Annotated in this window: 19 protein-coding genes; 7 read left to right on the forward strand and 12 right to left on the reverse strand. The window is 64.9% G+C overall.

Annotation, left to right across the window (positions count from 1 at the left end):
• Positions 1 to 1,116 precede the first annotated feature (1,116 nt).
• Positions 1,117 to 1,803 (forward strand): hypothetical protein, encoded by a 687-nt coding sequence (locus BJD12_RS06255; RefSeq protein ID WP_005988616.1) that lies wholly within the window; start codon positions 1,117 to 1,119, stop codon positions 1,801 to 1,803.
• Positions 1,804 to 2,079: 276 nt separating this feature from the next.
• Entirely contained in the window at positions 2,080 to 2,289 is a 210-nt protein-coding gene (locus tag BJD12_RS06260) for a hypothetical protein (RefSeq protein ID WP_005988617.1), read from the forward strand.
• Positions 2,290 to 2,310: 21 nt separating this feature from the next.
• Here BJD12_RS06260 and BJD12_RS06265 read toward each other — a convergent pair whose 3' ends face one another.
• Entirely contained in the window at positions 2,311 to 2,655 is a 345-nt protein-coding gene (locus tag BJD12_RS06265; protein WP_039423296.1) for an alpha-L-fucosidase, read from the reverse strand.
• Positions 2,656 to 2,766: 111 nt separating this feature from the next.
• Between BJD12_RS06265 and BJD12_RS06270 the strand changes: the two genes are divergently transcribed.
• Positions 2,767 to 3,912, forward strand: a complete 1,146-nt coding sequence (locus BJD12_RS06270) for a sialidase family protein (protein WP_005988619.1) — start codon at positions 2,767 to 2,769, stop codon at positions 3,910 to 3,912.
• A 388-nt stretch (positions 3,913 to 4,300) separates the two neighbouring features.
• On the forward strand, positions 4,301 to 5,986 hold the full coding sequence (gene xopL, locus BJD12_RS06275; protein WP_039423287.1) for a type III secretion system leucine-rich repeat domain-containing effector XopL: 1,686 nt from the start codon (positions 4,301 to 4,303) through the stop codon (positions 5,984 to 5,986).
• Between the two features lie 101 nt (positions 5,987 to 6,087).
• Here xopL and BJD12_RS06280 read toward each other — a convergent pair whose 3' ends face one another.
• Positions 6,088 to 6,819 carry a copper homeostasis protein CutC gene (locus BJD12_RS06280; RefSeq protein ID WP_005988621.1) on the reverse strand — a complete coding sequence of 244 codons (732 nt, stop codon included), beginning with the start codon at positions 6,817 to 6,819 and terminating at the stop codon, positions 6,088 to 6,090.
• Positions 6,816 to 7,880: a glycosylasparaginase gene (locus BJD12_RS06285; protein WP_042827630.1), complete on the reverse strand. Its 1,065-nt coding sequence runs from the start codon at positions 7,878 to 7,880 to the stop codon at positions 6,816 to 6,818. Before BJD12_RS06285 ends, BJD12_RS06280 begins: the two co-directional genes overlap by 4 nt.
• A gap of 1,055 nt (positions 7,881 to 8,935) precedes the next feature.
• Between BJD12_RS06285 and BJD12_RS06290 the strand changes: the two genes are divergently transcribed.
• Positions 8,936 to 10,426, forward strand: coding sequence for a vWA domain-containing protein (locus BJD12_RS06290; RefSeq protein ID WP_425480538.1), 1,491 nt, complete (start codon positions 8,936 to 8,938; stop codon positions 10,424 to 10,426).
• Positions 10,427 to 10,455: 29 nt separating this feature from the next.
• Positions 10,456 to 11,028 carry a sigma-70 family RNA polymerase sigma factor gene (locus BJD12_RS06295; RefSeq protein ID WP_039423315.1) on the forward strand — a complete coding sequence of 191 codons (573 nt, stop codon included), beginning with the start codon at positions 10,456 to 10,458 and terminating at the stop codon, positions 11,026 to 11,028.
• A gap of 5 nt (positions 11,029 to 11,033) precedes the next feature.
• On the opposite strand, the gene BJD12_RS24135 is transcribed toward BJD12_RS06295, so the two are convergent.
• The gene (locus tag BJD12_RS24135; protein ID WP_126936599.1) at positions 11,034 to 11,393 is read right to left on the reverse strand and encodes a hypothetical protein; all 360 of its coding nucleotides are present in this window, start codon (positions 11,391 to 11,393) and stop codon (positions 11,034 to 11,036) included.
• 1,017 nt (positions 11,394 to 12,410) lie between these two features.
• On the opposite strand from BJD12_RS24135, the gene BJD12_RS24140 reads away from it, so the two are divergent.
• Positions 12,411 to 12,797, forward strand: coding sequence for a hypothetical protein (locus BJD12_RS24140; RefSeq protein WP_126936701.1), 387 nt, complete (start codon positions 12,411 to 12,413; stop codon positions 12,795 to 12,797).
• A gap of 169 nt (positions 12,798 to 12,966) precedes the next feature.
• On the opposite strand, the gene BJD12_RS06305 is transcribed toward BJD12_RS24140, so the two are convergent.
• The 8 genes from BJD12_RS06305 to pilG form a co-directional block, all read right to left on the reverse strand.
• A complete protein-coding gene (locus tag BJD12_RS06305) occupies positions 12,967 to 13,539 on the reverse strand; it encodes a GNAT family N-acetyltransferase (RefSeq protein WP_005988626.1) in 573 nt (190 codons plus the stop codon).
• A gap of 296 nt (positions 13,540 to 13,835) precedes the next feature.
• Positions 13,836 to 14,315 (reverse strand): chemotaxis protein CheW, encoded by a 480-nt coding sequence (locus BJD12_RS06310; protein ID WP_005988629.1) that lies wholly within the window; start codon positions 14,313 to 14,315, stop codon positions 13,836 to 13,838.
• Positions 14,316 to 14,348: 33 nt separating this feature from the next.
• Entirely contained in the window at positions 14,349 to 15,536 is a 1,188-nt protein-coding gene (locus BJD12_RS06315) for a chemotaxis protein CheB (RefSeq protein WP_005988631.1), read from the reverse strand.
• Positions 15,537 to 15,543: 7 nt separating this feature from the next.
• Complete coding sequence (locus tag BJD12_RS06320) at positions 15,544 to 22,620, reverse strand: hybrid sensor histidine kinase/response regulator (RefSeq protein ID WP_005988633.1); 7,077 nt, start codon at positions 22,618 to 22,620, stop codon at positions 15,544 to 15,546.
• 113 nt (positions 22,621 to 22,733) lie between these two features.
• Positions 22,734 to 24,770, reverse strand: coding sequence for a methyl-accepting chemotaxis protein (locus BJD12_RS06325; protein ID WP_005988635.1), 2,037 nt, complete (start codon positions 24,768 to 24,770; stop codon positions 22,734 to 22,736).
• A 39-nt stretch (positions 24,771 to 24,809) separates the two neighbouring features.
• A complete protein-coding gene (locus BJD12_RS06330; protein ID WP_005988637.1) occupies positions 24,810 to 25,340 on the reverse strand; it encodes a chemotaxis protein CheW in 531 nt (176 codons plus the stop codon).
• Positions 25,340 to 25,702, reverse strand: a complete 363-nt coding sequence (locus BJD12_RS06335; RefSeq protein ID WP_006450735.1) for a response regulator — start codon at positions 25,700 to 25,702, stop codon at positions 25,340 to 25,342. The genes BJD12_RS06330 and BJD12_RS06335 overlap by 1 nt, the downstream gene beginning before the upstream one ends.
• Positions 25,703 to 25,719: 17 nt before the next feature.
• A complete protein-coding gene (gene pilG / locus BJD12_RS06340; RefSeq protein ID WP_005913706.1) occupies positions 25,720 to 26,121 on the reverse strand; it encodes a twitching motility response regulator PilG in 402 nt (133 codons plus the stop codon).
• Positions 26,122 to 26,309 lie beyond the last annotated feature (188 nt).

The raw sequence follows: 26,309 nt of genomic DNA on the forward strand, positions 1-26,309 counted from the left end.
CGACAACGCCCATACCCATGCCAATGCAGGGTTACCCATGCTAGCTAGCAAGGCGTCCGCAACAGGAGTCCCGATCAGTGACACGTCACCGAATCTATCGCCATCTATGATCGAGTCCGATTGTCAGATGTGGCTGGACGTACCACTGCCAGCAGCGCGATGGCTTCTCACTGCCAAACATCAAGCGCGACACACCCACCCAAACGCCGTTCGAAGCTATCCGAAGGCTCAAAGCCTTCATCGGTTCGACGCTGTGCAGAGCGGAGACTGAGTTGAGGCAGTCACACCATTGCGCGCCTCCTCGCCCTCCCTTACATGGGTTCGCATCGCGATGCAACATGCGTCGCTGGCCGCAGCCGGAGCTCGATTATGCTTCAGGAGTGGCTAAAAACGTGGCGAGCGGACGTCAGGTGAACGCTGACGGCGCGGAGCAGCCGCGATGTGCGCGTGGTAAACACGGATTTCTAGCATAAACCGCGCCCGCATGAGAGCAGGGCAGTCGTTTTTGTTAGCTGCTCTAAGTTGGAAGCTGGTGACTGGATAACACGCATTGCACGTCGCCCCTGGCCACAGACCACGCACAGCGGATGGCCACGCGCGACGTTTGTTGAACCAGTCTCGTCAACGCATCAACTGCAGGTCTCTGTCCATGAAAAAAATCCCGGACACGCTCTCTGCTTCTACATCTTCCATGTACTCGGAAATAGAGCAGGACAAAGCCACAATTGATCGGACACCCGAGTATCACCAGCTCACCCATCCGGTCCCGGATCATGCGCTTAACCTTCTGGAAAAAAGATCAAGCAGAATCGGCGAGACCTCCCGCGCAGGTAAGAACTTGAGCGTAAAGCCTTCATCCACGCTAGAGCATTTGCGCACATCCATGCATCGCTCGCGGTCCAGCGACGCCCTCTCAGCGGAACCAGGCTCAGAACTCTACCGCACGCCGAGGGGCAGCCCGCGTCTCCGACGCTGGCCTCGCTGCTGGATCAGCCCACACCGCGATCGCACTCTTCAGAGCAAGCGGCATCCAATGCCTTCGACAATTTGCAAATGGAAAGAGAGCGAGTACGAGACACGCGTTACTTTCGTCAGGAGGTTGCGCTCAGTCCTCGGATGCTCAGATCAATCACCTACAAATCCCAGCGCCCGGAACTGATCAAGAGACTGGAGGCGTTGAAACCTGGTGCGATGGAAATCGAGGATGGCTTCCTGCCAGTGCAGTTGGAAGCGGTTTACGAAGGCGAACCTTTATCCTTGCACGACATGAAGCCGATTGGCAGTGGTAAGGCCGGATCGGCCTATGTCGTCCGGCTGGCCAACGAGTTTGAGCGTGCTGGTGAGAAGTGCGGGCGGGACTTCGTCTTCAAAGCGATGTTATGCACGGATCCCGATAACATGATGCCCGGCCGCTTGAAACACTTGCTTGTCCAGGGCACCGACCTTCCGAAGGAGCTGGTCTCGTTGGAAAAGGCCAGTATCTATAAGGAATACGAGATGGCCGCCTCTTTGGATGCGGGCTCTTGCGTGATACGCGCGTACGGTCTAGTACAGATGAACGATGTGTTCGGAATACTCCTAGAAAAGATTGAGGGCATCACTGTCCGCGACCTCATCGTTCATGCAAGCGCGGCATTGAAGCAAAGCAAGATCACTGCGTCGGAATATCTCGACTTGGCGCGGCAACTCATGGCCGATGTCCTGATCGCCGTCTCCTGTTGTGAAGACGCCAACGCCAAGGGATTCGTGGTGCTGGCCAAGCGCGGGGTAGTCGAGCGCACGCATGCCTGGACTGAACACTGATAGCGGCTAGCAAAACGTAGAGCGCGCGCATCCGATGGAAACCCCCCGCACCGCGCGCTCATCCCACCGCCAGGCAACTGCCGCAACGGCAGCGGCCGACGCGGCCTTCAGACAGCGCCGCCCCCGCCGATATCAGAGACTCCGGTGTCGCTGCACCGTCCGTACCATCGTGGTATCGGACGGCACAGATTCCAGGCAAGATCACCGGCTAACACCGTTACGCAGGCGCGTTGGTTGCTACGTAGACGGCCTGATTGCAGGTTCCAGGAGCGTTGCATGTCGTCGTCCACTGTTGTTGCCGTTGCCCAAGAGTCCATCTCCGTTGCCCCGGAGCACACCCAGCACGCGTTCGCGGAGCAGATCCACAGCAAGCCCATGGGCAGCACCGAAGCGGCGCACATGATGGCCTTCCTGTGCCAGACCCAGTCGGCCAAGAAGCCGCAGACGTTGTTGCCGCCACAAGTGCGCGACGACAACGCCGTCTGAGCACGGCGAGCAACTCCAGCACTACAAGATGCGCGCCGGCAGGCGCACTCCAGACCGTGTCGCGGTCGCCGTCCACCGCGGCGCCGAAACCTTGGGCGTTCTTGAGATTGCCGGCCGCCAGATTCTGTCGGCGCCGTAGTTCGCCTTGATCGCCTGGCCAGGTTCCTGCAGCCGTAAAACGTCGGCATCGGCCAGCAAGCCGCGTTTGTCCGGCGCAATACCCAGCATCAGCTGGCCGCCCGGACCCACGCTGTTTTCCCAGATCTCCAACAGCTGATCCACGCTTTTGAGCGCCTGATCGCTGTTGGGATGCCAGAACCACTGCAGCGCCAGCCAGCGCACCGGTGAGAGCGGGTGCGATGACATCGCCGATCCTCGCAGCGGTCGGCGACCACGGCCGCTTGGGGGTTACCAGGGCATGGTCTTTGATAGATGATCGACAGGTCTGTTTAAAAATCCGCACAGGACTGGACAACGATGCATTCACCGCGCCTGCTGATCGGTCTTGTTGCCGGCCTCATCGCCTTGTCGGCCCAGGCGCAGGCACCCGCGTCGCCGCCTTCGCCGATCGTGCTCAGCGAGTTCATCGCCGACCCCTCACCCACCCCGCAGGCACACGCCTCCACGTTGTTGGAGACCCGCAACGGTCGCCTGTTGGCGGCCTGGTTCGGGGGTGCGCACGAAGGTGCAGCCGACGTCGGCATCTGGCTGACCGAGCGTGATGCACAGCGCTGGCGGCCACCGCGTCGCATCGCCGACGGTACGCGCGCCACCACGGATGGAGCGACCGTACCGGCCTGGAACCCGGTGCTGTTTCAGTCGGCCACCGGTTCGGTGCAGCTGTATTACAAGCTTGGCCCCAACCCGCGGCAATGGTGGGGGCTGCGCATAACTTCAGCCGACGATGGTGCGCACTGGTCCGTACCGCGGCGGTTGCCCGACGGCATTCTCGGGCCGATCAAGAACAAACCCGTGCAATTGCCCGACGGGCGCATCCTGGCACCAAGCAGCAGCGAAGATCGCGGTTGGCGCGCGCATCTGGAATGGAGCGACGACGACGGTGAGCATTGGCAGCGCGGCATGCCACTCAACGACCCCAGCGTGATCGGTGCGATCCAGCCCAGTCTGCTGCTGCACGGCGATGGTCGCCTGCAGGCGTTGGGCCGCAGCCAGCAGAACAAACTCTTCAGCACCTTCTCGTACGATGGTGGCCTGCATTGGCAACCGATGCAGCTGATCGATGTGGAAAATCCCAACTCCGGCACCGATGCGGTGATGCTGCGCGACGGTCGTGCGTTACTGGTCTACAACCCCGCCATTGCCGGCAAGGATTGGTGGGACGGCCGCGGCACCCTGGCCGTTGCGCTCTCCAACGATGGCGTGCACTGGCAACGCGTGCTGACGCTGGAAGACAGCGCCGATGATGAATTTTCGTATCCGGCCGTGATCCAGACCCGCGATGGCTTGGTGCATGTCAGCTACACCTGGAAGCGCCGACGGATCAAGCATGTGGTGCTCGATCCCACGCGGTTCGGCAAGTGCAGTCCCTGCCAGGCGCCCGCTCCCGCAGCGCTATCTGAGCGCTGCACAACGGCATGCGGCCACGTCGCTGATCCTTCGTGATGATGACGATGGCTTCGCCCCGCGGGATTCGCTAATCGCGTTGCATGCCGATCATCGTCATTGCGCGACAGCCAAGACGAGGAATGCGATGCGACGTGTCGATCAACCACGCCCGCCGGGCCCGCCTGTCGGACTGCGGGAGCAGACTGCGTCCAGTGCCGATGCGCCCGCGCGCACTGTCCCACCCGCACACCCCGCGCCCGAGCGCCCCACCGGCATGCTTAGCGGCCTAACCAGATATGTGCCTGGCGACCGTTCCGGGCGTCCGCCAGCAATGCCTGCCGCTGCCGAGACCTCTCGCCGGCCAACCCCATCCGCTCGCCCTCTTCCCTACGACGGCTCCGGCAGCGCTGCGCGAACGAACCAAGCGACTGGACAGGCTTCGCGGATGCCGCAATTGCCACAGCTCAGCAACATAGAACGCTCGCGCTTCCACTCCGTCACCACCGATTCGCAACTCTTGCGGCCGGTGCGGCCCCGCGTGCCGCCGAGCGTGGGCGCGTCACCATTACGGCGCTCCCCAGCGATTCGGCCTTACCGCGACGTGCTGTCGCAATGGCAACGACACTACAACGCAGACCGAAATCGCTGGCACAGCGCATGGCGCCAGGCCAATCGCAACAACCCGGAGGTCGAGACACGCACAAACCGGGCGCTGAAGGCGACCGCCGACATGCTGGAGGACGCAAGCCAAACGGGTCGGGTCGCGCTGGAACTGCGCTCGGTTCCCCTTCCGCAATTTCCCGACCAGGCATTCCGTCTATCTCATCTGCAGCACATGACGATCGATGCGGCGGGGTTGATGGAGCTTCCGGACGCCATGCAGCAATTTGCGGGCCTGGAAACACTGACGCTTGCGCACAATCCGCTTCGCTCGCTGCCTGCATCCATCGCAAGTCTCAGCCGATTACGCGAGCTCTCCATCCGCGCCTGCCCGGAACTGACGGAACTTCCCGAAGGCCTGGCAAGCACCGATGCATCCGGCGCGCACCAGGGCTTGGTCAACCTGCAGAGCCTACGGCTGGAACGGACCGGCATCAGATCGCTTCCGGCGTCCATCGCCAACCTGCAAAATCTGAAAAGCCTAAAGATACGCAACTCGCCCCTGTCCGCCCTTGGCCCGGCCATCCATCAACTGCCAAAGTTGGAGGAGCTTGATTTGCGGGGCTGCACCGCGCTGCGCGACTATCCGCCGATTTTCGGCGGCGGTGCGCCACTGAAGCGACTGATTCTGAAAGACTGCAGCAACCTGGCCACGCTGCCGCATGACATTCACCGCCTGAGGCAGCTGGAAGAACTCGATCTGCGAGGCTGCGTCAATCTCTCCAGACTTCCCCGGTTGATCGCCCAATTACCTGCCAACTGCATCATTCGGGTGCCTTCGCATTTGCAAGAGCAACTTGACCGGCATCGCACGGTTGCGCGCCCCGCCGCACCAGAGCGGACTGGCCCAACCGCCCCAGTTCCCTCTCCCCCTGTTCCCGGCAATCGAGCCAGGGCAATCTCTTCGACGGCCACCACCGAACCGCCTCGCACGGTTGCGCTCGAACGCATCGAAGACACCGCACAGACCATGCTGAGCACGGTCATTGATGAGGAAAGAAATCCCTTTCTGGAAGGTGCCCCATCCTACCTTCCAGAAAAGCGCCTGCCCGGCGCTCCCACCACCTTCGGCCAGATTCCGGCCTTGCAGAAGATGCTGGAAGAAAGCAGGGATCCCCATTTCCTGAGGCGGGTGAGCGACATGGCAGGCCCATCCCCTAGAGTCGAAGACCCGAGCGAGGAAGGCCTAAGCCGCCACTACACCAACGTCAGCAACTGGAAGGCGCAGAAGAGCGCGCACCTGGGCATCGTCGATCATCTCGGGCAGTTCGTTTATCACGCAGGAAGCCAGTTCGACGCAGCGACGTTGGCCAAGGCGGTCCAGATGTGGAAGACCCGGGAGCTGATCGTCAACGCACACCCGCAAGACCGCGCGCGCTTTCCGGCTTTCACGCTGCACATTCCCGAGCAGGTCAGCGACGACGCTGAGGACGAACGGCAAGCAAGCCCGGAAGCTTCAGGCCCGCAGTAGATGGCGAACGCGACAGGCGGAGCAGCCCATCGAGCATCGCCCTCAGCGTGCTTGTGCAACGCAGACAGCGCCTTCCTGGCGAGCGGGGCGTTGCGCGCGTTTCACGCCTGCTGCAACGCGTCCACCATCCGTTGCACCCGCGCGGTATCGGTCCGCTGATAGTCTCCGCCCAGATCGTGGATATACGGGTGCGGCGACGGCACCTGGGCCGCGATCATGCCACGCGCCGAGGCATGGAATTCGTGCGCGCCGGTGTGCTGCCGCAGGGTGCGGATGTTGTGCTCGGAAAGCCCGGCACCGGGCATGATGCCGATGCGCCCAGCTGCCTGCCGCACCAATGCGGCGATGGTGTCGATTCCCTCCAGCGCACTCGCACGTGCACCCGAGGTCAGCACCCGCTCGCAACCCAGCGCGATCGCATCCTCCAGCACGCGCGACGGTTCGGCACTGACATCGATCGCACGATGGAACGTCACCCCCAACGGCCCTGCTGCCTGCATCAACACGCGCATCGTCGCCAGATCGACCTGCCCATGCCGGTCCAGCGCGCCAAGGACCACGCCATCGCATCCAAGCCGCACGCACTGCTCCACATCGCAGCGCATCACCTCCACCTCTGAGGCGTCGAACACAAAGTCGCCCACGCGCGGGCGGATCAACACATACAACGGAATCTGCAACCGCTCGCGCACCACCGCCAGCGTGCCGTACGAGGGCGTCAACCCACCGCCGTCCAACCCGCCGCACAGCTCGACGCGCATCGCACCGCCGTCCTGCGCGGCCAGGGCCGAGCCCACCGAGTCGGCGGCAACTTCCAGACCCGGCGCGCTCACGCAGCGGGCTCGGTGGTGTAGTGGCTTTCGCCGGGCACCAGCAGGTCCTGCCGGGTCGCATCGCACACCGCGTAACTGAAGCCTTTCTGGATCGCAAACGCGCCCACCTCGCCACGCTTGTTCATGGCCAGAAACCCCACCTGCAACGTGCGCGTCAATTCCGGCTTGCGGTGGATCAGCCGCATCACCACCTCGCGGCAGGCGTCGGCCGGCGACTTGCCCTGGCGCATCATTTCCACCACCGCAAAACTGCCGACATTGCGGATCACTTCTTCGCCCACGCCGGTGGAGGTCGCGCCGCCCACTTCGTTATCCACGTACAGGCCGGCACCGATGATCGGGCTGTCGCCCACCCGGCCGTGCATCTTCCACGCCATGCCACTGGTGGTGCAGGCACCGGACAGATTGCCGTGCGCATCCAGCGCCAACATGCCGATGGTGTCGTGATTGTCTTTGCCGCCGGGCAATTTGGCGTCGCGCCATGCGCGGTTTTCCACGTTGGCTTCGGGCGAATACTTGGAGGTCTTCAACCATTCCTTCCACGCCGCTTCCGAACTCGGCGTCAATAATCTGGTTTGCGGGAAACCCTGCTCCAGTGCGAACTGCCGCGCGCCATCGCCGACCAGCATCACGTGCGGAGTTTTCTCCATCACTGCACGCGCCACCGAGATGGCGTGCACCACATCTTCCAGCGATGCCACTGCGCCGCAATTGCCCAGGTGATCCATGATGCAGGCATCCAGCGTCACCCGCCCGTCGCGATCCGGATACCCGCCCAGGCCAACGGTGGGATTGGTCGGGTCCGCTTCGGGCACACGCACGCCCGCTTCCACCGCGTCCAGCGCAATGCCGCCGGCACTCAGGACTTTCCATGCAGCCTGATTGGCGGCAATGCCGAAGTCCCAGGTGGAGATCACCCGAGCCTGGCCTTTGGGCAACGCCGCAGGACGTGCTGCCGACGTGCCCGCGACTGCAGCCTGCGCACGCGCGCCCCACCCGGCCAGGCCGGACGCGATGGCGCCCAGCGTGGCGCTCTTGAGGAAATGACGACGTTGAATCATCCAGGCGAACTCCATGATGGAAACAGATGCCGCGCACTGCGCCGCAGCCTCCCATCATGCGACAGCGCTGGCCGCGGATAAACCGCATTCCCCCGCGCCGCGATGCGGATTGAGGCATAACACCCGCTGGCCCGGTGCGCGCAGGCGTGCGACCTCTCGCCCGGTTGCGGCTTCGGCCAGCGGCTGTTGCTACAGACACCCTGCACGGACTTCGATGCGATGCAGGCCAGTGGAGGCGGGCACGCGATGGCGGCGATGGCGGACCTGCGCACCCACTGCTGCACTGATGGCTTGTGCCAAGGCCTGCCTGGCAGTCCAGAGGTAAGGCCTCCGCGAGCTAACCCCAACACATCGACTCCACTGCGTGTAATCGCCAGCCGCGGTGATCAAGCGATCTGATCTGTCGACCACCCCCTACCCGTCGCCTCCCCCAAGACATCGGCCGCGAATGAAGGTGGATTGCAGGATTCCGACGCCGCGGTCTCGGGTTCTCCACGCACTTCAGCCATCAGCGCGGCTACGTCCGCCACGCGTCGCCCCGCCGGACCCGCACGCGCATCGGCATGGCCATGCCAAGCCACGCCCGCTGACCACGATTGAGCGCCACGGCAGCGCTTGGAAAAAAAACTGCATCCGTTTAACCCCGTTTGCCGCGCTGGCCCGTTTCACCTACAGAGGCGCAGTGCACGGCGACCTCGGGCTGTCTGGTTGTCACCTACTTCGTCATCGCCACGCAAAGGATTCCCATGCCACGTCAAAGCCTTCTCGCGCTCGCCCTGCTGCTGAGCGCCTGCTCGCACGAACCCACCTCACCCGTCGTTGGCGACCCACCCGCATCGCCCGTTCCCGATGCAGCGGCGGCGACGCCCAGCCCCCCCGAAATCGCATATACGCCCATACCCGAATCCCAACCCGCGCCCCCACCCGTGATGGCGGATCCTGCACCGATACACCCAAGCCCGGTTGAAATGGCCTATGCGCCCAGCCCGCCGGCACCTGCGGCGCCGCAGAGCGTCTATGGCGCATTTGCACGGCAAGCGCCTGCCGCGGCGCTGATGGCACAACCACAGACCCGCAGCATGATCATGCAGGCTCCGCCGGTCGCCCCGGCCGAGAATCGCGAAACCTACCAGACCCTCAGCGACAACCCGGTCGTGCAGGCTGCGGACAATCCGGTGTCTACCTTCAGCATCGATGTCGACACCGGCAGCTACAGCAATGTGCGGCGCTATCTCACCAGTGGCAGTCTGCCGCCAGTCGATGCGGTGCGCGTGGAAGAGATGATCAACTACTTCCGCTATGACGACCCTGCACCTCGCGATGGCCAACCGTTTGCCGTGCGTACCGAACTTGCGCCCACGCCCTGGAATCACGACAGCGTGCTGTTGCGCATCGGCATTACCGGGCGCGCTGTCGCAGCCTCTGCCATGCCGGCAGCCAACCTGGTGTTCCTGGTCGACGTCTCCGGCTCGATGGGAGCGCCAGACAAACTGCCGCTGCTGCAGTCCTCGCTCAAGCTGCTGACACGTCAGCTGCGCGCGCAGGACCGCATCACGCTGGTGACTTACGCCGGCAACACCGCCGTGGTGTTGCCGCCCACGCCCGGCAACCAACAGGCGCGCATCGTCGAAGCCATCGACAGCCTGCAATCGGGCGGCGGCACCGCCGGTGCCAGCGGCATCGAACTGGCCTACAAGGCGGCGCAGCAGAGCTATCTGCGTGACGGCATCAACCGCATCCTGCTGGCCACCGATGGCGACTTCAACGTGGGCGTCACCGACTTCGATACGCTCAAGGGCATGGTCGCCGAAAAGCGCCGTTCCGGCGTGGCGTTGTCCACGCTCGGCTTTGGCACCGGCAACTACAACGACACCTTGATGGAACAGCTGGCCGACGCCGGCGACGGTGCCTACGCCTATATCGACTCGCCGCTGGAAGCGCGCAAGGTCTTGACCCACGAACTGGGCGCCACGCTGGAAACCATCGCGCGCGACGTCAAGATCCAGGTCGAGTTCAACCCGGCCACCGTGCAGGAATACCGCCTGATCGGCTACGAAAACCGCGCACTGCGCCGCGAGGACTTCAACAACGACCAGGTCGATGCCGGCGACATCGGCGCAGGCCACAGCGTCACCGCGTTGTATGAAATCACCCCCGCACGCGGCGAAGCATCGGTCGACCCGCTGCGGTATGCCACCGCAGCCAAACGCCCTGCCGCAGACAACAGCAACGAACTTGCCCATCTCAAGCTGCGCTACAAATTGCCGGACGCGCACCGCAGCCGCCTGCTGGACACCGTCATCCGCGGCGACCAACAGGTTGCGCTGAACGCGTCCAGCGACGCATTCCGGTTTGCGGCAGCGGTCGCTGGGTTCGGCCAACGCCTGCGCGGCGGCAACCAATTGCACGGCTGGGATTATCCGCAGCTGCGCGCCTTGGCAGCAGGCAGCATCGGCAAGGACCGCTTCGGCTACCGCGCCGACTTCCTGCGCATGGTGCAACAGGCCGAAGCGCTGAGCAGCAGGCCGGTCGCCACCACCGACTGATGCGCGCAGCGGTTGCCTATACTGCGCGCATGCATCCGGCCGATCTTGCGCAACTTCCCGACGAGGAGCTCATGCTCCTCGTCGCCAATGGTTTTGTTGAACAGCCGGCCACCGAGCTGTTCAAACGGCATAACCGTGCACTCTTCAATTTCCTGGCGTGGCAGTGCGAAGGCAATGTCAGTGAAGCCGAAGATCTGGCGCAGAAGACCTGGGTCAAGCTGATGACCCGGTGCAGCGACTACCGCCCCGGGCAAGCGGCCTTCACCAGTTTTCTGTTCCAGATCGCGCGCAATGCGTGGATCGATACCCGCCGTAGCGCCTACGTTGCCACCTCGGTGCCATTGGACGACACCCATCTGCATCTTCCCGACGAAGACCTGTCCACCGAACAGCTGGCAATGCTGGGCCAGCAGCAACATCGGGTGCGCAGCGCGGTGATGGCGCTGCCCGACGCGCAACGCGAAGTGATCGTGCTGCGGTTCTTTTCCGGCCTGGCCATCGAAGACATCGCACAGGTTGTCGGCGAAGGCTTTGAAACGGTCAAAAGCCGGCTGCGTTATGCGTTTGCCAAATTGCGCCTGAGCCTGGACGCCGCGCAATGAGTCCGCTATTCGAGCGCTTTAGTGCTGGCGAAGATGGCCTGGCCGCATTGCTGCACGCGTTGCCCCCTTACGCGCCGCCAGACCGTATGCAAGGGTGGTTTGCGCAGGCTGCTGCGCAGGCCGACAGCGCACGCAATGCCACCGGGATTGGATCGGCGCAGGCAGCATCGACAGATACAGCAGACACCTTGCAATTCGAACCACCGGCGACGATGGGCGCCGTCTTCGCTGCCGCTGCCGCGCAGGTCGAGCAGACGCAGGCCGCACAGCGCGCGGCCATCCATGCACGACTGGCAGACGGCGACGACGCGGCGCAGGTACTGGGTGCGCCGGTACACGACGCCACACGCGCGTGGTTGCAACAACAGCAGCTCGGTGTCCCGAGCACAGCGCCGGGTATTGGCGGATCTGCGTTGCGGGAGAACAATCGCGCCGACACGTCTGTGGGCGACGACACTGCGCGGATGGAGGCGGAGCAGGCGACGAGTCGTTCGTCTTCCACAGCTACATCCGGTGATGCGTCGCCGGCTCCAGTGCGTCCAGCGCCGATGCCATCCCCGCCAGATACACAGACTGGCGATGCAGCGCATGTCACAGAGACGACGCGCACACATTCCCCAGCCGCACGTCGCGCGCGTCGCCAGCGCTGGATGCCGGCATTGGCGCTGGCGGCCTCGGTCACCTTGGCGGTCGGCGTCGGCCTGCAATGGCAGGCGACTGCGCCACCGACAGCAGCGATGGAGGCCGCACCGGCTGCGGCGGCGCCAGCCGACCAAGCCCAGGCGGAAGCAGAAAAACAAACACGATCGACCCAAAGCACTCAGGCGCCGCTGGGCCAGATCCAGCAGCCAGAACCCGCGCCGATATCGGCGTCAGCGTCAACGGATGCTGATGGCACTATCGAACAGCGCATGCATCAACCTGCGCCTGCGCCGCCGCCAGCGTTTGCGCCACCGCCGATGCCAGCGCCAGCGCAACCTGCGGAGTCGAGGGTCGTCGCTCCAGCTCCTCCGGTGCCGCCCGAGGCACCTTCAGCGCCTGCGCCAATCGCAGCAGCGCCTGCAGCCGACCTCCTGCTGCCATCGCTACCTGCACGGGTTGCGCCTTCCGTCAGCGCCTCAGTCGAAGAGCTACCGTCTTCGTCCGCACATCGCACCGCTACTGTGCCGGACGCCGCCAAGGCCATGACGGCACCCGCACGCAACACAGCGAAGCCTGCGGCTGCGTTTCCGTTTGCCGCTGCGACACCGGCAGACGACACGCAGTCATCCGGGCAATTGGACGCGGGGAACCCTGCGCACTCTGCCCCAGCCGCTGCAGCGGTATCCCGGGCGCCTCAGGATGCGCAGCTGTCGCGCGCGTCCTCGATCAAACGCGCACCCTTGCAGAAAGACCCTGCCGCGCAACAGCGCGTGCAAGAACACATCGCAACGCAGGCTCCCGGGCCGGCATCGACGGTGGCTGCTCCGCCAGCCAGCGCTGAAGACAATGCGCGCAGACCAGCCAAGCCGGTGCAGTTGCTTGCGCTGACGAATGCGCCGGATGCATGGCTCGCCCACGCGCTGCCTGCGGGACAACACGGGCCGGTGCACATGCGCGTTTGGGCGGCAGATCCCGAGGCGAACGCGTTCCGGCAATGGATCGATCAGCTGCGCAAGGCATACAGCCAGCGCAAGGTGCCCGCGCAGCTGGAAATCGCACGCGACCCACGCCTGCCAACAGATCGCGTGCGCGTCGAAACGGTGGACGCAACGCAACCAAGCCGCTAATTGGACTTAGCGAGCAGTCGTCAAACAGGCGTTGAAGGCACGGGAATTGGAATCAACGTGGTTTATGCCGACATCCCCTGGACAACCACCACTTTCGCGTCGGCCCACCCCCAGGCTGTCGCCTGCACTACCGCCAGAATCGGCTATCGCCAGCAGGACGCCACACCCCTCACTCCGCGCCAAACTCCCAGTCCTCGCGCAACAGGCTGGTCAGCACATGATCGCGCCAGACACCGTTTAACTGCAGATAGCGCCGCGCGCGGCCTTCGATCTGAAAGCCCAGCCGAGCCAGCACCTGCGCGCTGCGCACATTGTCCGGCACGTATTGCGCCATGATCCGATGTAACCCCAGTGGCCCGAACACGAACGCAATGCCCTGCGTGGCGGCCCATTGCATCAGGCCGCGCCCTTGATGGGACGCATCCAGCCCATAGCCGAGATGGCAGCCCAGAAACGCGCCACGCTGAATCTGGGTAAAGCCCACTGTGCCGATCACGTCCTGTCCCGCACATAACACCAGCTGCAGTTCGCGCTCACCTGGCACCGACGCGCGATACGCGAGGCACAACCGGCGCCAGCCTTCGGCGGTGTAGAACGCAGGCGGCCGCAACGGCATCGCCTCGACCAGATGGGCACGGTTGCGCGCGTGATAGTCGGCGACTGCGGCCGGGTCGGCAGTGGCCAGATCCGACAGCATCACGCCGTCTGCATGGCACGCAGGCTTGAAGGCAGGCAGGCTCATGGCGTCACTCTACAATCGCGATGCCGCGCATCGTATCGATCAGCACTGGCTGCGCAGCGCGATACCCAAGCCGCAATGCTGGCGCCGAGCCGACCATCCGCCGGGTTTACGCGTTCGCATTGCCACAGACGCATCACCTGGATTCCCGTCATCGCAAGCGCGCCGCCGCAGGTAGCGCGTGCATGCACCACTTGACTCCGGGAGCACACAGAAGCGGGAATCCGCGCGCATGTTCCGCCGATGAGGCGCACCGCATGCACCAGCCCGCTAGCCGCGGCGGCGCTGTACCGGCTGCTTTAGGCGGCGGCAGCCGAGTCAAGTGCCTGCGCGACCTGCGACTCGATGGCATCCAGATTCGGCAGCAGCGCGCTTTGCTCACCGAGCAGCACGCGCATATGCACGCCGTCCGGCAGCGCGTCTTCCGAGGCGTCGGCCAGCAAGCCGTCGCGCGGCACCGAAATCAGTTGCGGGAACGAGGCAGTGAGCAAGGCGAAGTACGGCAGCGCGGGATTGCCGCCCAGTGCCTTCAAGACGATCACCTTGTTGTTGACGGCAGTGGGCTCGTCGCCCAGGCCGCTGAGGCGTGCGAACGACAACAGCGGCACCTTCCAACCGTACCAATCAATGCGCCCGACCACCCAGCGCGGCATGTCCGGCAGCGCTTCGACTGCGACACGCGACATCACCTCGGCCACCGTGGCGTTCGGCAACAGCACGCGCTCGGTGCCGGCCTGAATCAGGACGCCGCGGATTTCGTCATTGTTGGCGTAGCTCATCGCACCATTCCAATCTGAGAGGAAGCGCCCGGCTTACGCCGGCCAACGCTGTGCCAACGCCTGCGCCAACTGCGCGGGATCGCCGGTCAAAATGCCTTGTCGGGCCAGACGCGCCGCAGCGGCCGGGTCGTAGCAGCCGTCGGCGGACTGACCGGCCAACCAACCGCCCTGCTCGGCCAGTGCCAGCGATGCATCCACCAGCGCCTCGTTGGCGCCGCTGAGCATCAGCACTGCGCTGTCGGTGGCCGGCAGCGCGGCGATCAGCGCCGCAGGATCGCTATGCGCGACGAACGCCAGCGCACCTGCGTGCTGCTGCACGCCAAGTTCGTCGGACAACACATAGACCTTGCCCGCCACGACCACCTGTCCCGGCTCGCCCAGTTCGACCGGCAACGCAGACACGCGCCCCATCTGCCGCACCAGGTTGCCGTATTGGCCACCATCGAGGGTCATACGCACCAGCACCGCACGCGGGAAGTCCGACGGCAGCGCAGCCAGCAGGCGGCGGATCGCATCCGGCCCGCCGATCCCGGCCATCACCAGCACCGCACCGGTCACTTCGCCACTCTGTTCCAGATCCACCAGCGACAAGCCGCCGGTCGACAGTGCTGCCACGTCTACTTCGGTCCGCGGGCGCACCACCACGGCAACCTCGTCGACCAGGCCCCAGGTGCTGGAATCGCCCAGCGTCAGGCTGGGCTTGTCGGCAGCGGCCGATGTCTCGGAATGATCGGCAGCACGCGTAAACATCGCATCGCCCGGCATGCTTTCGAATGCATGCGCGGCCGCTTCCAGATGTTGATCCAGTTGCAGATCCGAATGTTGGCGCGGTGCGAGCGTCAGGCCCGGCTCGGGTTGCAGCGAGGGCTCGCTTTCGGTGCCCGGCGGCAACACATCGGCGTGGCCGTGCAGCTTGGCGGCCAGATGACGCACCCAGCGCTGCGCCTCCCAACCTTCGCGACGCACCGTGAGTTCGGCCTCGTCGAAGATCACCGTGACGCCGGGCATGTTGAAGGCCGGCTCCAACGCTTCCAGCGCGTCTTCGATCGCCGGCTCCAACGCGACCAGCACCGCTACCGGCTCGGCGTCGCGCAGCATCTGCACGTCCACCGCCGACGGTTCGTCTTCCAGCACGACCTGCGCACCGGCAAGGCCCAGCGCTTCGCGCAGGCGCTCGCGCGCCTCGCCTGGACGGCCCAGCAGGGCGACCGGAGTTCCCATTGCACCATTAGTCTCGGACACGGGCGATCCCCAGCAGGTCATACACGTTTCGCATCAGATCCAACTCTTGGTAAGGCTTGCCCAGGTAGCGCTGCACGCCGATCTCGAAGGCGCGCTGGCGATGCTTCTCGCCACTGCGCGAGGTGATCATCACGATTGGCACCGCCTTGAAGCGCGGGTCGGCGCGCATCGCGGTGGCCAGCTCGTAGCCGTCCATGCGCGGCATCTCGATATCCAGCAGCATCAGGTCGGGCACACGCTCTTCGAGCAGTTCCAGTGCTTCGACGCCGTCGCGGGCAGTGGTGACATCCAGATTGTGGCGTTCCAGCACGCGGCTGGTGACCTTGCGCATGGTCAGCGAATCGTCGACCACCATCACCAACGGCACCTGGCGTTGCGCTTCGGCCGGGGTTTCCAGCGTCGGACGCGCCGGCTGGCTGAGGTAACGACGCACCAGCGGCGCCACGTCCAGGATCACCACCACGCGGCCATCGCCGGTGATGGTGGCGCCATAGATACCCGGCACCGAGGCGATCTGCAGACCCACCGGCTTGACCACGATTTCGCGGTTGCCCAGCACCTGATCGATCGCCACTGCCGCGCGCAGGTCGCCCGCACGTACCAGCAACAACGGCACCTGTGCCTGACCATCGGCACGCGCAACCGGCTGGCCGACCAGCGAGCCCAGATCGTGCAGCACGTACTCTTCGCCGGCGTAGTGGTAACCGCCCTCGCCCGACTCGTAACGGGTGCGCGAGATGCGGCCGATACCGCTGACCGAACCCACCGGCACCGCAAACGTCGTTTCGCCGATGCGCACGAACACCGCCTGGGTCACCGCCAGCGTCTGCGGCAGACGCAAGGTGAAGGTGACGCCCTGGCCGCGTACCGAGTGGATATCCACCGAGCCGCCGAGCTGACGCACTTCGTTGCGCACCACGTCCATGCCCACACCACGACCGGCCAGCTGACTGACCTGCTCGGAGGTGCTGAAGCCAGAGGCGAAGATCAGGCCATCCAGTTCGGCCTCGCTGAGCACCTGGCCGGGTTCGATCAGGCCGCGCTGTTCGCCGCGGCGACGGATCGCCTCGCGGTCCAGCCCGGCGCCGTCATCGGCCACTTCCAGCACGATTTCCGAACCTTCGCGGCGTAGACGGATCGCGATGCTGCCTTCTTCCGGCTTGCCCGCGTCGCGACGCTGTTCTGGCGTCTCCAGGCCATGCGCAACCGAGTTGCGCAGCATGTGTTCCAACGGCGCGACCATGCGATCGAGCACGTTGCGATCCAGTTCGCCCTGGGTGCCTTCCAGCACCAGGTGCACCTGCTTGCCGGTATCGGTCGCCGCCTGGCGCACCACACGGCGCAGGCGCGGCACCAAGCCGTCGAACGGCACCATGCGCGCGCGCATCAGGCCATCCTGCAGCTCGGAGCTAACGCGCGACTGCTGTTGCAGCAGGCCGTCGTACTGACGCGACAGATCCTCCAGCACGCCCTGCAAACCGCCCAAGTCGGCCGCCGATTCGTTCAGCGCACGACTGAGCTGTTGCAAGGTCGAGAAGCGGTCCAGTTCTAGCGGATCGAAGGTGCGATCGCCCTGGTCCTGCTCACGCTGATAACGCGCCACGATCTGCGCTTCGGTTTCCAGATCCAGGCGCCGCAACTGGTCGCGCAGACGGGCGTTGGTGCGATCCAGTTCGCCCATGGCGCCACGGAAGGCGCCCATCTGCTGTTCCAGGCGCGAGCGGTAGATCGCCACTTCGCCGGCATGGTTGACCAGGCGGTCCAGCAGGTCGGCACGCACGCGCACCTGTTCCTGCTGCGCGCGCGGCATCAGTTCTTCCTCGACCTGGCCTTCGACCGGGATCGGCGCCGACAACGGTGCCGGTTCCACCGATGCCTTGGCGATCGCGCGGACATCGGCGTCGCTGGGCTCTGCGGCATTGCGGCCGCGGGTACGGGTTTCGAAGGCTTCCACCAGGTCGGTCGGCATCGACACGGCGCGGTGCATGCCGGTGCGGGTCAGCAACTGATGCAACCGGTCGAAACCACGTTCGAACAAGCGCACGTCATCGCGGTCGATATCGGTACGGTTGGCCGCCACCGCTTCGAGCAGCGATTCGATCGCATGCCCGAGGTCGCCGATGGCGTTGATGCCCGCCATGCGCGCACCGCCCTTGAGCGTGTGCAGATCGCGCTGCAGTCCGTTGAGGACCTCGCGGTCTTCCGGCACTTCGTGCATGCGGGCAATCAGGCCATCGCAATGGTCCAGCAGGTCGCGGCCCTCTTCGACAAAGATGTCGACCAGTTCGCCATCGAGCTGATCGAAGTTGAGCGGGCCGATATCGAACGCCGCACCCACCTCGTTGGTTGCCGTCTCGACAGGCGCTGTGTCTTCCACCGGTGCGCTGAAGGCCGCAGCTGCGGTGGCTTCGTGCTCAGCGGTTTCGTGCTCGGCGGCCATGGCTTCGGCGGCGTCGGCGCGTTCTGCCTGCTCAAGCTGCTCGTGGGTTGCAGTCGCGTCGTCAGGCTGCGCCTCGGCGTCGGCCATCGCGACATGGTCATGCAGCTCGGGCGCGGTCTCCGACTGCGGATCGCCCGATTCCTCAACCTGGTCGGCCGCATGCGCCATCTCGAACGCCTGCACCGACTCGATGGTCTGCTCCGGCACTGCGTCATCGGCGTGTACCGCCTCGGCATGCTGCGCGTCGGCGTCCTCGACCTCTGCGAGCGTGGCGTCCGAGGACGTCGCATCCACATGCTCGCCTTCCGCCTGCGCGGCGTCATCGACAGTCTCGGCACGCGCCGCGTCGTCGTGCGATTGCTCGTCCGGCTGCGCCTTTTCGAGCGCGTCCAGCTGATCGCTCGATTCGACCTGCGTGTCCGACTGCGACGGTGCGTCGTACCCCGCCTGCGCGTCGGAATGGGCCGACTGCTCCGCGTCCGCATGGTCTTGCGACCCTGCATGCTCGTCCGCTTGCGCCGCGTACTGATCCTGTTCGTTCGCCGGCGCATCGGCGGCGTGCGCCTGCACCGACTCACCGTGCTCCACCGCCAGGGCGGTGCCGTGCTCGGCGTGCTCATCCTGCGCGCCAGTATCATGTTCGGACGATGCGGCGACGGGGTCACCGTCGCCCTGCTCGACCAACTGACCATCCTGATCGGTCGAGACGTGGTCCAGCGCCGCAGTTTCAGGCGTCCAGTCTTCGGCAATGGCAGCAGGCGCCTCGTCGGCGACCGGCGCATCGACGTGCACGGCTTCCAATGCGTCGATGGTTTCGACAATCGCGTCGTCTGCGACCGTGCCGGTATCGGCCACTGGTGCAAGCGTCTGCGTTTCGCCCAGCGTGGCTTCCGCTTCGGCCAGCTCGTCGACCGCAACGCGCTCCTCTGCGTGCGCACCGTGGTCTGCAGCGTCGTGCGCCGACGGCGATGCGTCGGATGCAAGGTGCGTTTCGGCTACCGCAGCTTCGGCGTGTTCTGCAGGCTGCCATGCTGCTTCCGCTGTCCCGGCGTGTTGCAGCTCGGTGGCATCCCAGGCGTCGGCTTCGACCGCCGGCTCATCGATCGAGCCGGCATGCGCGTCGGTGCCCCGCGCTGCGGCTTGGTCATGTTGCGCGGCATCGCCGTGCAGCGCGTCGGCCTGTTCTGTCTGCCTGACCGGTGCGGCGTCATCGCCGGACGCGGCATCGGACTCGGCGATTGCAGTGTCCTGTTCCAACGCTGCGACGTGCTCATCGGTCGCTGCAGGCGATTGCAGCGCATGCAGCGACGCTGCTGCCTCGGCATCGGCCAACTCGTCCACCGCAATCGGAGCCTCGGGGTGTGCGTTGGCGTCCCGTGGCTGGTCAATCGGATACGTCGGTGCGGCGGTATCGGCCGGCAGTGCGCTGGCGTCCAGGTAGCGCGACAGATCTTCCACGCCGGTGAGTTCGACCGCTTCGCTCTCGGCAACCTCATCGCTGACAGCGTCGAGGTCGTCCAGCTCGTCCAGAGCCACCTGCGGCGGCCACTGCGCTTCGGGAAGCGTGTCCACCAAGGCACGCAAGCGTTCGGTCAACGGACCAAACGACGGAATCAGCGGCGCATCGGCGCGCAGTGCGGTAACCGTGGTGGCGATCGCCGCAGCAGTGGCGGTGATCGCATCAACCCCTTCCTGCGACGGCGTCTGCGACGCCGCGAGCAGACGCTTGACGTAACTCTCGGCCGGCGTGGTCACCAAGGTGATTTCCGGCACATCGGTCATCGCGAAGGCGCCACTCATGGTGTGCACGGCGCGCAATAGTTCTTCGGTTGCCAGTTGCGGCTCGACCTGGGCGGCCTGCAACCAGGCGTTGACCGTTTCCAGATGCGTGGCGACTTCGGCTTCCAGGATCTCGCGCAGCACGCTGTCCACCGATGCCGGCGTGCCGCCACTGGCCACAAGCGCCCCGGAAACGGCGGGAATCGCCGCAATCTCGACCGCCACCGGGGTGACCGGTGCGGGCACGTAATAGACCTCTTCGCCGGCAGCCACTCGTTCGGCAACTGTCTGGATTTCCGGCAGATCGGCGCTGATGCGGCCCTGGTCGCGCAGGGCTGCGTTGAATTGCGGCAGCACTTCGTACGCCAGTTCGACCATCGCCACGACCGCAGGGCTGGCCGGGCGCGAGTTGTCGAGCACGCGGTTGAGCATGCTCTCGATCTTCCAGCTGAATTCGCCGAGCACGCTGGCACCGACCAGACGTCCGCTGCCCTTCAAGGTATGAAAGACACGGCGGATCGGGCGCAGGTTGTCCGGGCTATGGGGCGCGGCGCGCCAAACCGGCAACAACTGCCCGAGGTTGACCAGTTCTTCATCGAATTCTTCGAGGAAGACATCGCGGATATCGTCGTCGATATCGCTATCGCCGAAGCCGCCAAAAATGCCGGAATCGGCAGCAACGACCGTCACCGGTTCGCTCGCTTCCTGCACCGGCATAGCCTCGGATGCTGCGTCGCTAGCTGCAGGCGCATCCTGCGGACGCTCCACATCGAACTGCGCGGAGGCCGCGTCGAGCTGTGCCAGGAAGGCGGCCGATGCGTCGTCCAGTTCGAACTCGCTGACCGTGGCCTGCTGCACGCGCGGAGCGGTCTGCTCCGCAGTAACGGGCGGGACATCCTGTGCGTCGTCGGGCGCGGACTCGACAAACGGATCGTCCAGCTCCTGCGGCGGAGCCGGTGGGGGCGAGAACGCATCTTCGATGCTGCTCTGCGCGCGGCGCGCTTGGTTTTCGGCAATGAAATCCAGCGGCGCCGCGGTCTGATCCAGATCGAGCAAATCGATTTGCTCGATCTGCAGCGGCGTGGCCTCGGCGACGACAGGCATGGCAGCCTGTTCCTGTTCGAGCGCACTCAGGTCCATGGTGTAGCTGATCTGCGCGGCCTCGCTCGAGGCGAAGCTGTCCTGCTCGGCCGACACCGGGTCGAACGCCGACGTCCCGATCGGTGCAGCTTGTTCGGTGGTCTCCAGCTGCCAATCGCCGGGCGCGTGCGCACCGTCGTCGGACAGCTCCAGCGGTGCAACCGTAAAGGGCACGTGCGCCTGACCAGAGACGGTTTCTTCCGCAGCCACCGGGTCGAACGAGAACACCGTATCGGTGGCCGCAGCGCCGGTGTCGTGCACCACGCTGGCCGCGAACGGCGTCTCGACCACGGTTTCGTTGGCCCATTCCAGCGACGCCACAGGCGCCGCATCGTTGGCCGCCGCTTCCGGCGTGCCAGCATGCGGGGCGAGCGACACGGCCACCGGCTGCACCTCGGCAACGTTGCCCGGCTGGTCGGCGCCCACCGGCAAGTCGGACGGCTGGCCCGAAGGCAGCGGCCAATAGCGCAGCGTTTCCAGGCTGTTGCGGGTGATGTCCAGAATTTCCTCGCGGCCGGGGCGGCGCTCGCGCAGGGCTTCCAGGTAGTACTCCAGGCTGGCCATCGCGTCGGCCAGCGTATCCAGCTGGCGGCCGCTGGGTACGCGCTGCTTGCCGATCAGCTCCAGATCGACGTAACGGCGCACGCCTTCCAGATAATCGGCCGCCTGCGGCAGTTCGAGGATGCGCAAGGCACCACCGACTTCGCCCAGCAGATGCGGCACATCGGCCAGACGCGCGTGATCCCAATTGGTCTCGATGAAGGCAACGAAATGTTCGCGCGCTGCGCCGAAGTTGGCGATCGCTTCCTGTGCCAGCACATCCACCGTGCGACGTACTTCCGACGAGGTGGCGCTGTTGCTTGCCTCATTTCCGTCGCCCACATCGGCACCGAGACTGGCGACCTGATCGTCCAGCGACGCATCCACGTACAACAGCGCGCCGGCGATATCCAGCAGCACGCCTTCGTCCATCTGCACCTGGCCGTCGACCACGCGCGCCAGCGCATCGCGCTGCTGCACGACGACGTTGCGCGCCACGCCCAACCCCATCATGCCCAGGGTGTCGGCAACGCTGCCGAGGTCCTTGACCTGGCTCTGCAGCTCGGCGATGTCGCCACCGGTCCGCAGATGCAGATCCAGCGCGTCTTTCACGCGCAGCAATTCTTCCTTGACCGCACTGCCGACAGTGTCGAGCAATTCGCGGTTGCGGCCGGACAGACTGCCGCGTGCGTGATCCAGTTCCGCTTCGGTAGCGACGCCGGCCTGCGGATCGAACGCAAACAGCACGCTCTCGTTGAGACCCGGCTGGCCACGGGTGGCGCGGATTTCATTGAGCAGCGGCAGCAGCACGATCGGGATGTCGCGATGGCCGTTCTGCAGACGCTCCAGATAATCGGGCAGCAGCACGGTGCCGCGCATCAGCATGGCGCAGGCTTCGTCGCGGTCGCTGACCTCACCGGCCTGCACCGCGTTGGCGAGCAGCTCCAGTTCTTCGGCCACCATCGCCGGCGCGTACAGCTCGACCATGCGCAAGGTGCCCTGCACCTGGTGCAGGTAACCGGCGCAGAAGCGCATCCGACTGGTGTCAGACGGTTCTTCGGCGAAGTATTCGATCTCGTTGCGCGCCTGGCGCAACGTTTCGTCCAGCTCCGGCTTGACCCAGCCCAGCGCGGCGTGGCTCATCGCATCGCGAAGCGCACTCATTGCAGCCCCCTGACAACGACCGGCTCACCGCTTGCACGGTCACCGGTCACTTCCTGCATCGACGTAATGCGACTACGCGCCATCTGCTGATCCTTTCCCGTTCCGCGTCGTGGTCACGCCGGCAGCTTGAAGTCGGCGACCGAACGGCGCAGATCGGCAGCGAGCTGAGCCAGGTTGCCGATCGACTCGGCCGTCTGTTCCGCACCCTGCGATGTCTGGCTGGTGATCTGACGGATCACGCCCATGGTCTGTGTGATATCCGTCGCCGCCGCCGACTGCTGGTGTGCGGCGATGGAGATGTTTTTAATCAGGTTGTTCAGTGCGTTGGACACGCGCTCGATTTCGGTCAGCGCGGTGCCGGCGTCTTCGGCCAGGCGCGCACCGGACACCACTTCGGAGGTGGTCTGTTCCATCGAGCTGACCGCCTCGTTGGTGTCGGCCTGAATGGTCTGCACCAGGCCTTCGATCCGGCGCGTCGCACCGGAAGTGCGTTCAGCCAGGCGCTGCACTTCGTCGGCCACCACCGCGAAACCGCGACCGGCCTCGCCCGCCGATGCCGCCTGTACCGCGGCATTGAGCGCCAGGATGTTGGTCTGCTCGGAAATGTCGTTGATCAGTTCCACGATCGAGCCGATTTCCTGGGTCGATTCGCCCAGGCGCTTGATGCGCTTGGAGGTTTCCTGGATCTGGTCGCGAATCTGGTCCATGCCTTGAATCGTCTCGCGCACCACGCCGGCACCTTCGGCGGCGATGACCACCGAGCGCTGCGCCACTTCGGCCGACTCGGTGGAGTTGCGCGACACCTGTTCGATGCTGGCAGCGATTTCGCTGATGCGCTCGGACGCGGTGGTGATCTGGTTGGCCTGCTGGCCGGCGGCGTCGGCAAGCTGCATCGCCGTGGCCTGGGTTTCCTGGGTCGACACGGCCACCTTGGCCGAGGTGTCGTTGATGGTGGTTACCAGGTGGCGCAGCTCGTCCACGGCGTAGTTGATGGCGTCGGCAATCGCGCCGGTCATGTCCTCGGTCACCGAAGCCTTGACGGTCAGATCGCCTTCACCCAGCGAGCTGATTTCGTCCAGCAACCGCATGATCGCCTGCTGGTTGCGGCTGTTGAATTCCACCTGCGCCTGGTAACGCACGTCCTGCTCGCGGGTCCGCACGCGCACCGAGCTCCAGACGAAGCCGATGATGGCCAGCAAGGCGACCAGACCGGACACCACGCCCAGCCAGAAGTTGGGAAACAGGCGGGTGTCGCGCACCGAACCGAATGCGGAGAACGCGTCGAACAGCTTCTTGCTGTCGTCGAGCATCTTGCCCGAGCCGGCGGTCAGCGCCGCGGCCGAGGACTGCGCCGCAAACAGGTTGCGCGAGCTGGCCAGGATGGCGTCGACGTCCTTCTTCATCGTCGTCCACTGTGCCTGCGACTGCTCCAGCGCCGACAGCGCCGCCGGGTTGCGCACCGCAGCGATGCCGAGTTCGTCGTTGCCAGCGCGCAGGCCTTCCAGCATCTGCGTGAACACCACCGAGTCGCGCGCCAGTGCGTCGCCCGAGGCGGCGGCATTGGCACCGCCGGCGCGCATTTCGGTCACCCGGCGTGCCATGGTGCCGGCGACCACCACCTGCTGCAGCGTGTTGTAGATCTGCGAAGCGGGCGCTCCGCTGACCGTCATCGCACGCACCACTTCATTCAGCTGCGCCTGCAGCTGCGGCACGTTGCCGGAGAAGCGTTCGGCGTTGCCGGCCAGACCGAGCACCGCCGGTTCGCTGGCGATGACCTGGTCGGCGTTCTTGCTGAGCGGTACCCAGGTCGCCTTGAGCTGCGCCATCGAACTGGCCACCGAGCCTTCCTGACCGTAGCGGCCATCCAGTTCGCTCACCGTGCTATCGATGCGGCCCTTGGTCTCCTTGAAGGCGGCAAACGCCTTGGCGTCACCGGAGACTGCTTCGCGGCCGTAGTTGGCTAACTGCTGCGAGAGCACCTGCAAGTCGGCCGCGCCGGTGCCGGCGCCTGCAAGACGACTGCCCTGCCAGGTCGCGACGCCGGTGTTGGCGCCAAACACGATCATCGACAACACCAGCAAGCCAAGCCAGAAGCTGGTGCTGACGCTGCCGAGCTTGTTGGTCTTGCGGGCGTCCGGGGCGGTACTCATGGTTCGACCTCGATCTGTATGACGTGGCGGGGTCGCGGCTTAGGCCGCGGCCTGCCGGAATTCAGGAGTGCGCGACAGCAACGCCAGGGAGAACACACCCCAGTCCTGCGTCTCGTTGCGGAAGGCACGATCGATGAAGTGGGCGTAGCGGCCCTGAGCCAACTCCCCGGGTTCGACCGCTTGCGACTGTTCGAAGCTGCGCTGGCCGTACAGCTCATCGATGGTCAGCGCGACGTCGCCGCCGCTCTGACGCATGATCAGCACACGCTGGCCTTCCTGCAGCACCGTACGCCGGCCCTCCAGGAACTGCTTCAGATCGATCACCGGGAACAGATTGCCGCGCAGGTTTCCCACGCCCAGCAACCAAGGCTGCCCGCCGGGCACCGGCGTCACCGGCGGCATCGGCACGATTTCCGCCACTTCGCGGAAATCCGAGACCAGTCGCCGGGTACCGACGCGATAGCCGACGCCACGCCAGATATCGGCCGAGAACTGGCGTTCCGGTAGCGGCGTGGCATGCGCAAGGCTACGACGCTCGTAGTCTTCGAGAATATCGAATGGAGAACGCATCAACGCACCAGTTGTTTAATACGTGCGATCAAATCGTCTTCGCGCGGTGGCTTGACGATGTAGTCGCTGGCACCTTGTCGCAAGCCCCATGCCTTGTCGGTTTCCATGCCCTTGGTGCTGACCAGCAGCACGGGGATGTCCTTGGTGGCCTGGTCGCGTGCAAGTGCCCGCGTGGCCTGGAAGCCGCTCATGCCGGGCAGTACCACGTCCATCAACACCAGATCGGGCGCCTGGCTGCGAATCAGCTCAAGTCCCGCTTCGGCATTATCGGTGGCGACGACCGTATGGCCAGCTTTTTCCAGCCATTGACTGAAGACTGCCCGATCGGTGGGCGAGTCCTCGATCAATATAATTCGAGCCATGTTGCCTTTCCCCCTGGTCAGGCGTGGACGTACGTGCGGATCGCGCTCAGTAGTTCTTCACGGGTGAATGGCTTGGTCAGATATTGCTCGGAACCGACGATGCGGCCGCGAGCCTTGTCGAACAGGCCATCCTTGGAAGACAGCATGATGACCGGCGTCGACTTGAAGAGCTGGTTGCCCTTGATCAACGCGCACGTCTGGTACCCATCCAGGCGCGGCATCATGATGTCGACAAAAATGATCTGAGGTTGCTGGTCCGCAATTTTGGCCAGTGCCTCGAAACCATCCGTCGCTGTTACTACTTCACAACCTTCCCGCTTCAGCAGCGTTTCGGCGGTGCGGCGAATGGTCTTCGAATCATCGATCACCATCACCTTCAGTCCTGCGAGTTCCCCACCCGCAGCAATGTTTTCACTCATGCAAATATCCCCGGACGCGCAACGCTTCATCCCTTCCGACGTCGCTACGAAACTGCATGTATATCCCAAGACCCGCATTGACTGTCAAGGGTACGTTGCCGGGGCCCCGCCAGGCGGACGTTCCGACCGCGTCTGGGTGCGCCCGGACCGGCAAGTCGCGCATCTGCGACCGACCAGGCGCGCCATCG

The sequence above is a fragment of the Xanthomonas vesicatoria ATCC 35937 genome, assembly GCF_001908725.1.
Classification (GTDB): Bacteria; Pseudomonadota; Gammaproteobacteria; order Xanthomonadales; family Xanthomonadaceae; genus Xanthomonas; species Xanthomonas vesicatoria.

What these genes read in the sequence shown, in the direction of transcription:
- BJD12_RS06255 (WP_005988616.1), top strand. Translation starts at nt 1,117, where the DNA reads ATGCTCAGATCAATCACCTACAAATCCCAGCGCCCGGAACTGATCAAG.
- BJD12_RS06260 (WP_005988617.1), top strand. Translation starts at nt 2,080, where the DNA reads ATGTCGTCGTCCACTGTTGTTGCCGTTGCCCAAGAGTCCATCTCCGTT.
- BJD12_RS06265 (WP_039423296.1), bottom strand. Translation starts at nt 2,655, where the DNA reads ATGTCATCGCACCCGCTCTCACCGGTGCGCTGGCTGGCGCTGCAGTGG.
- BJD12_RS06270 (WP_005988619.1), top strand. Translation starts at nt 2,767, where the DNA reads ATGCATTCACCGCGCCTGCTGATCGGTCTTGTTGCCGGCCTCATCGCC.
- xopL (WP_039423287.1), top strand. Translation starts at nt 4,301, where the DNA reads ATGCCGCAATTGCCACAGCTCAGCAACATAGAACGCTCGCGCTTCCAC.
- BJD12_RS06285 (WP_042827630.1), bottom strand. Translation starts at nt 7,880, where the DNA reads ATGATTCAACGTCGTCATTTCCTCAAGAGCGCCACGCTGGGCGCCATC.
- BJD12_RS06290 (WP_425480538.1), top strand. Translation starts at nt 8,936, where the DNA reads ATGGCACAACCACAGACCCGCAGCATGATCATGCAGGCTCCGCCGGTC.
- BJD12_RS06295 (WP_039423315.1), top strand. Translation starts at nt 10,456, where the DNA reads ATGCATCCGGCCGATCTTGCGCAACTTCCCGACGAGGAGCTCATGCTC.
- BJD12_RS06305 (WP_005988626.1), bottom strand. Translation starts at nt 13,539, where the DNA reads ATGAGCCTGCCTGCCTTCAAGCCTGCGTGCCATGCAGACGGCGTGATG.
- BJD12_RS06310 (WP_005988629.1), bottom strand. Translation starts at nt 14,315, where the DNA reads ATGAGCTACGCCAACAATGACGAAATCCGCGGCGTCCTGATTCAGGCC.
- BJD12_RS06315 (WP_005988631.1), bottom strand. Translation starts at nt 15,536, where the DNA reads ATGGGAACTCCGGTCGCCCTGCTGGGCCGTCCAGGCGAGGCGCGCGAG.
- BJD12_RS06320 (WP_005988633.1), bottom strand. Translation starts at nt 22,620, where the DNA reads ATGAGTGCGCTTCGCGATGCGATGAGCCACGCCGCGCTGGGCTGGGTC.
- BJD12_RS06325 (WP_005988635.1), bottom strand. Translation starts at nt 24,770, where the DNA reads ATGAGTACCGCCCCGGACGCCCGCAAGACCAACAAGCTCGGCAGCGTC.
- BJD12_RS06330 (WP_005988637.1), bottom strand. Translation starts at nt 25,340, where the DNA reads ATGCGTTCTCCATTCGATATTCTCGAAGACTACGAGCGTCGTAGCCTT.
- BJD12_RS06335 (WP_006450735.1), bottom strand. Translation starts at nt 25,702, where the DNA reads ATGGCTCGAATTATATTGATCGAGGACTCGCCCACCGATCGGGCAGTC.
- pilG (WP_005913706.1), bottom strand. Translation starts at nt 26,121, where the DNA reads ATGAGTGAAAACATTGCTGCGGGTGGGGAACTCGCAGGACTGAAGGTG.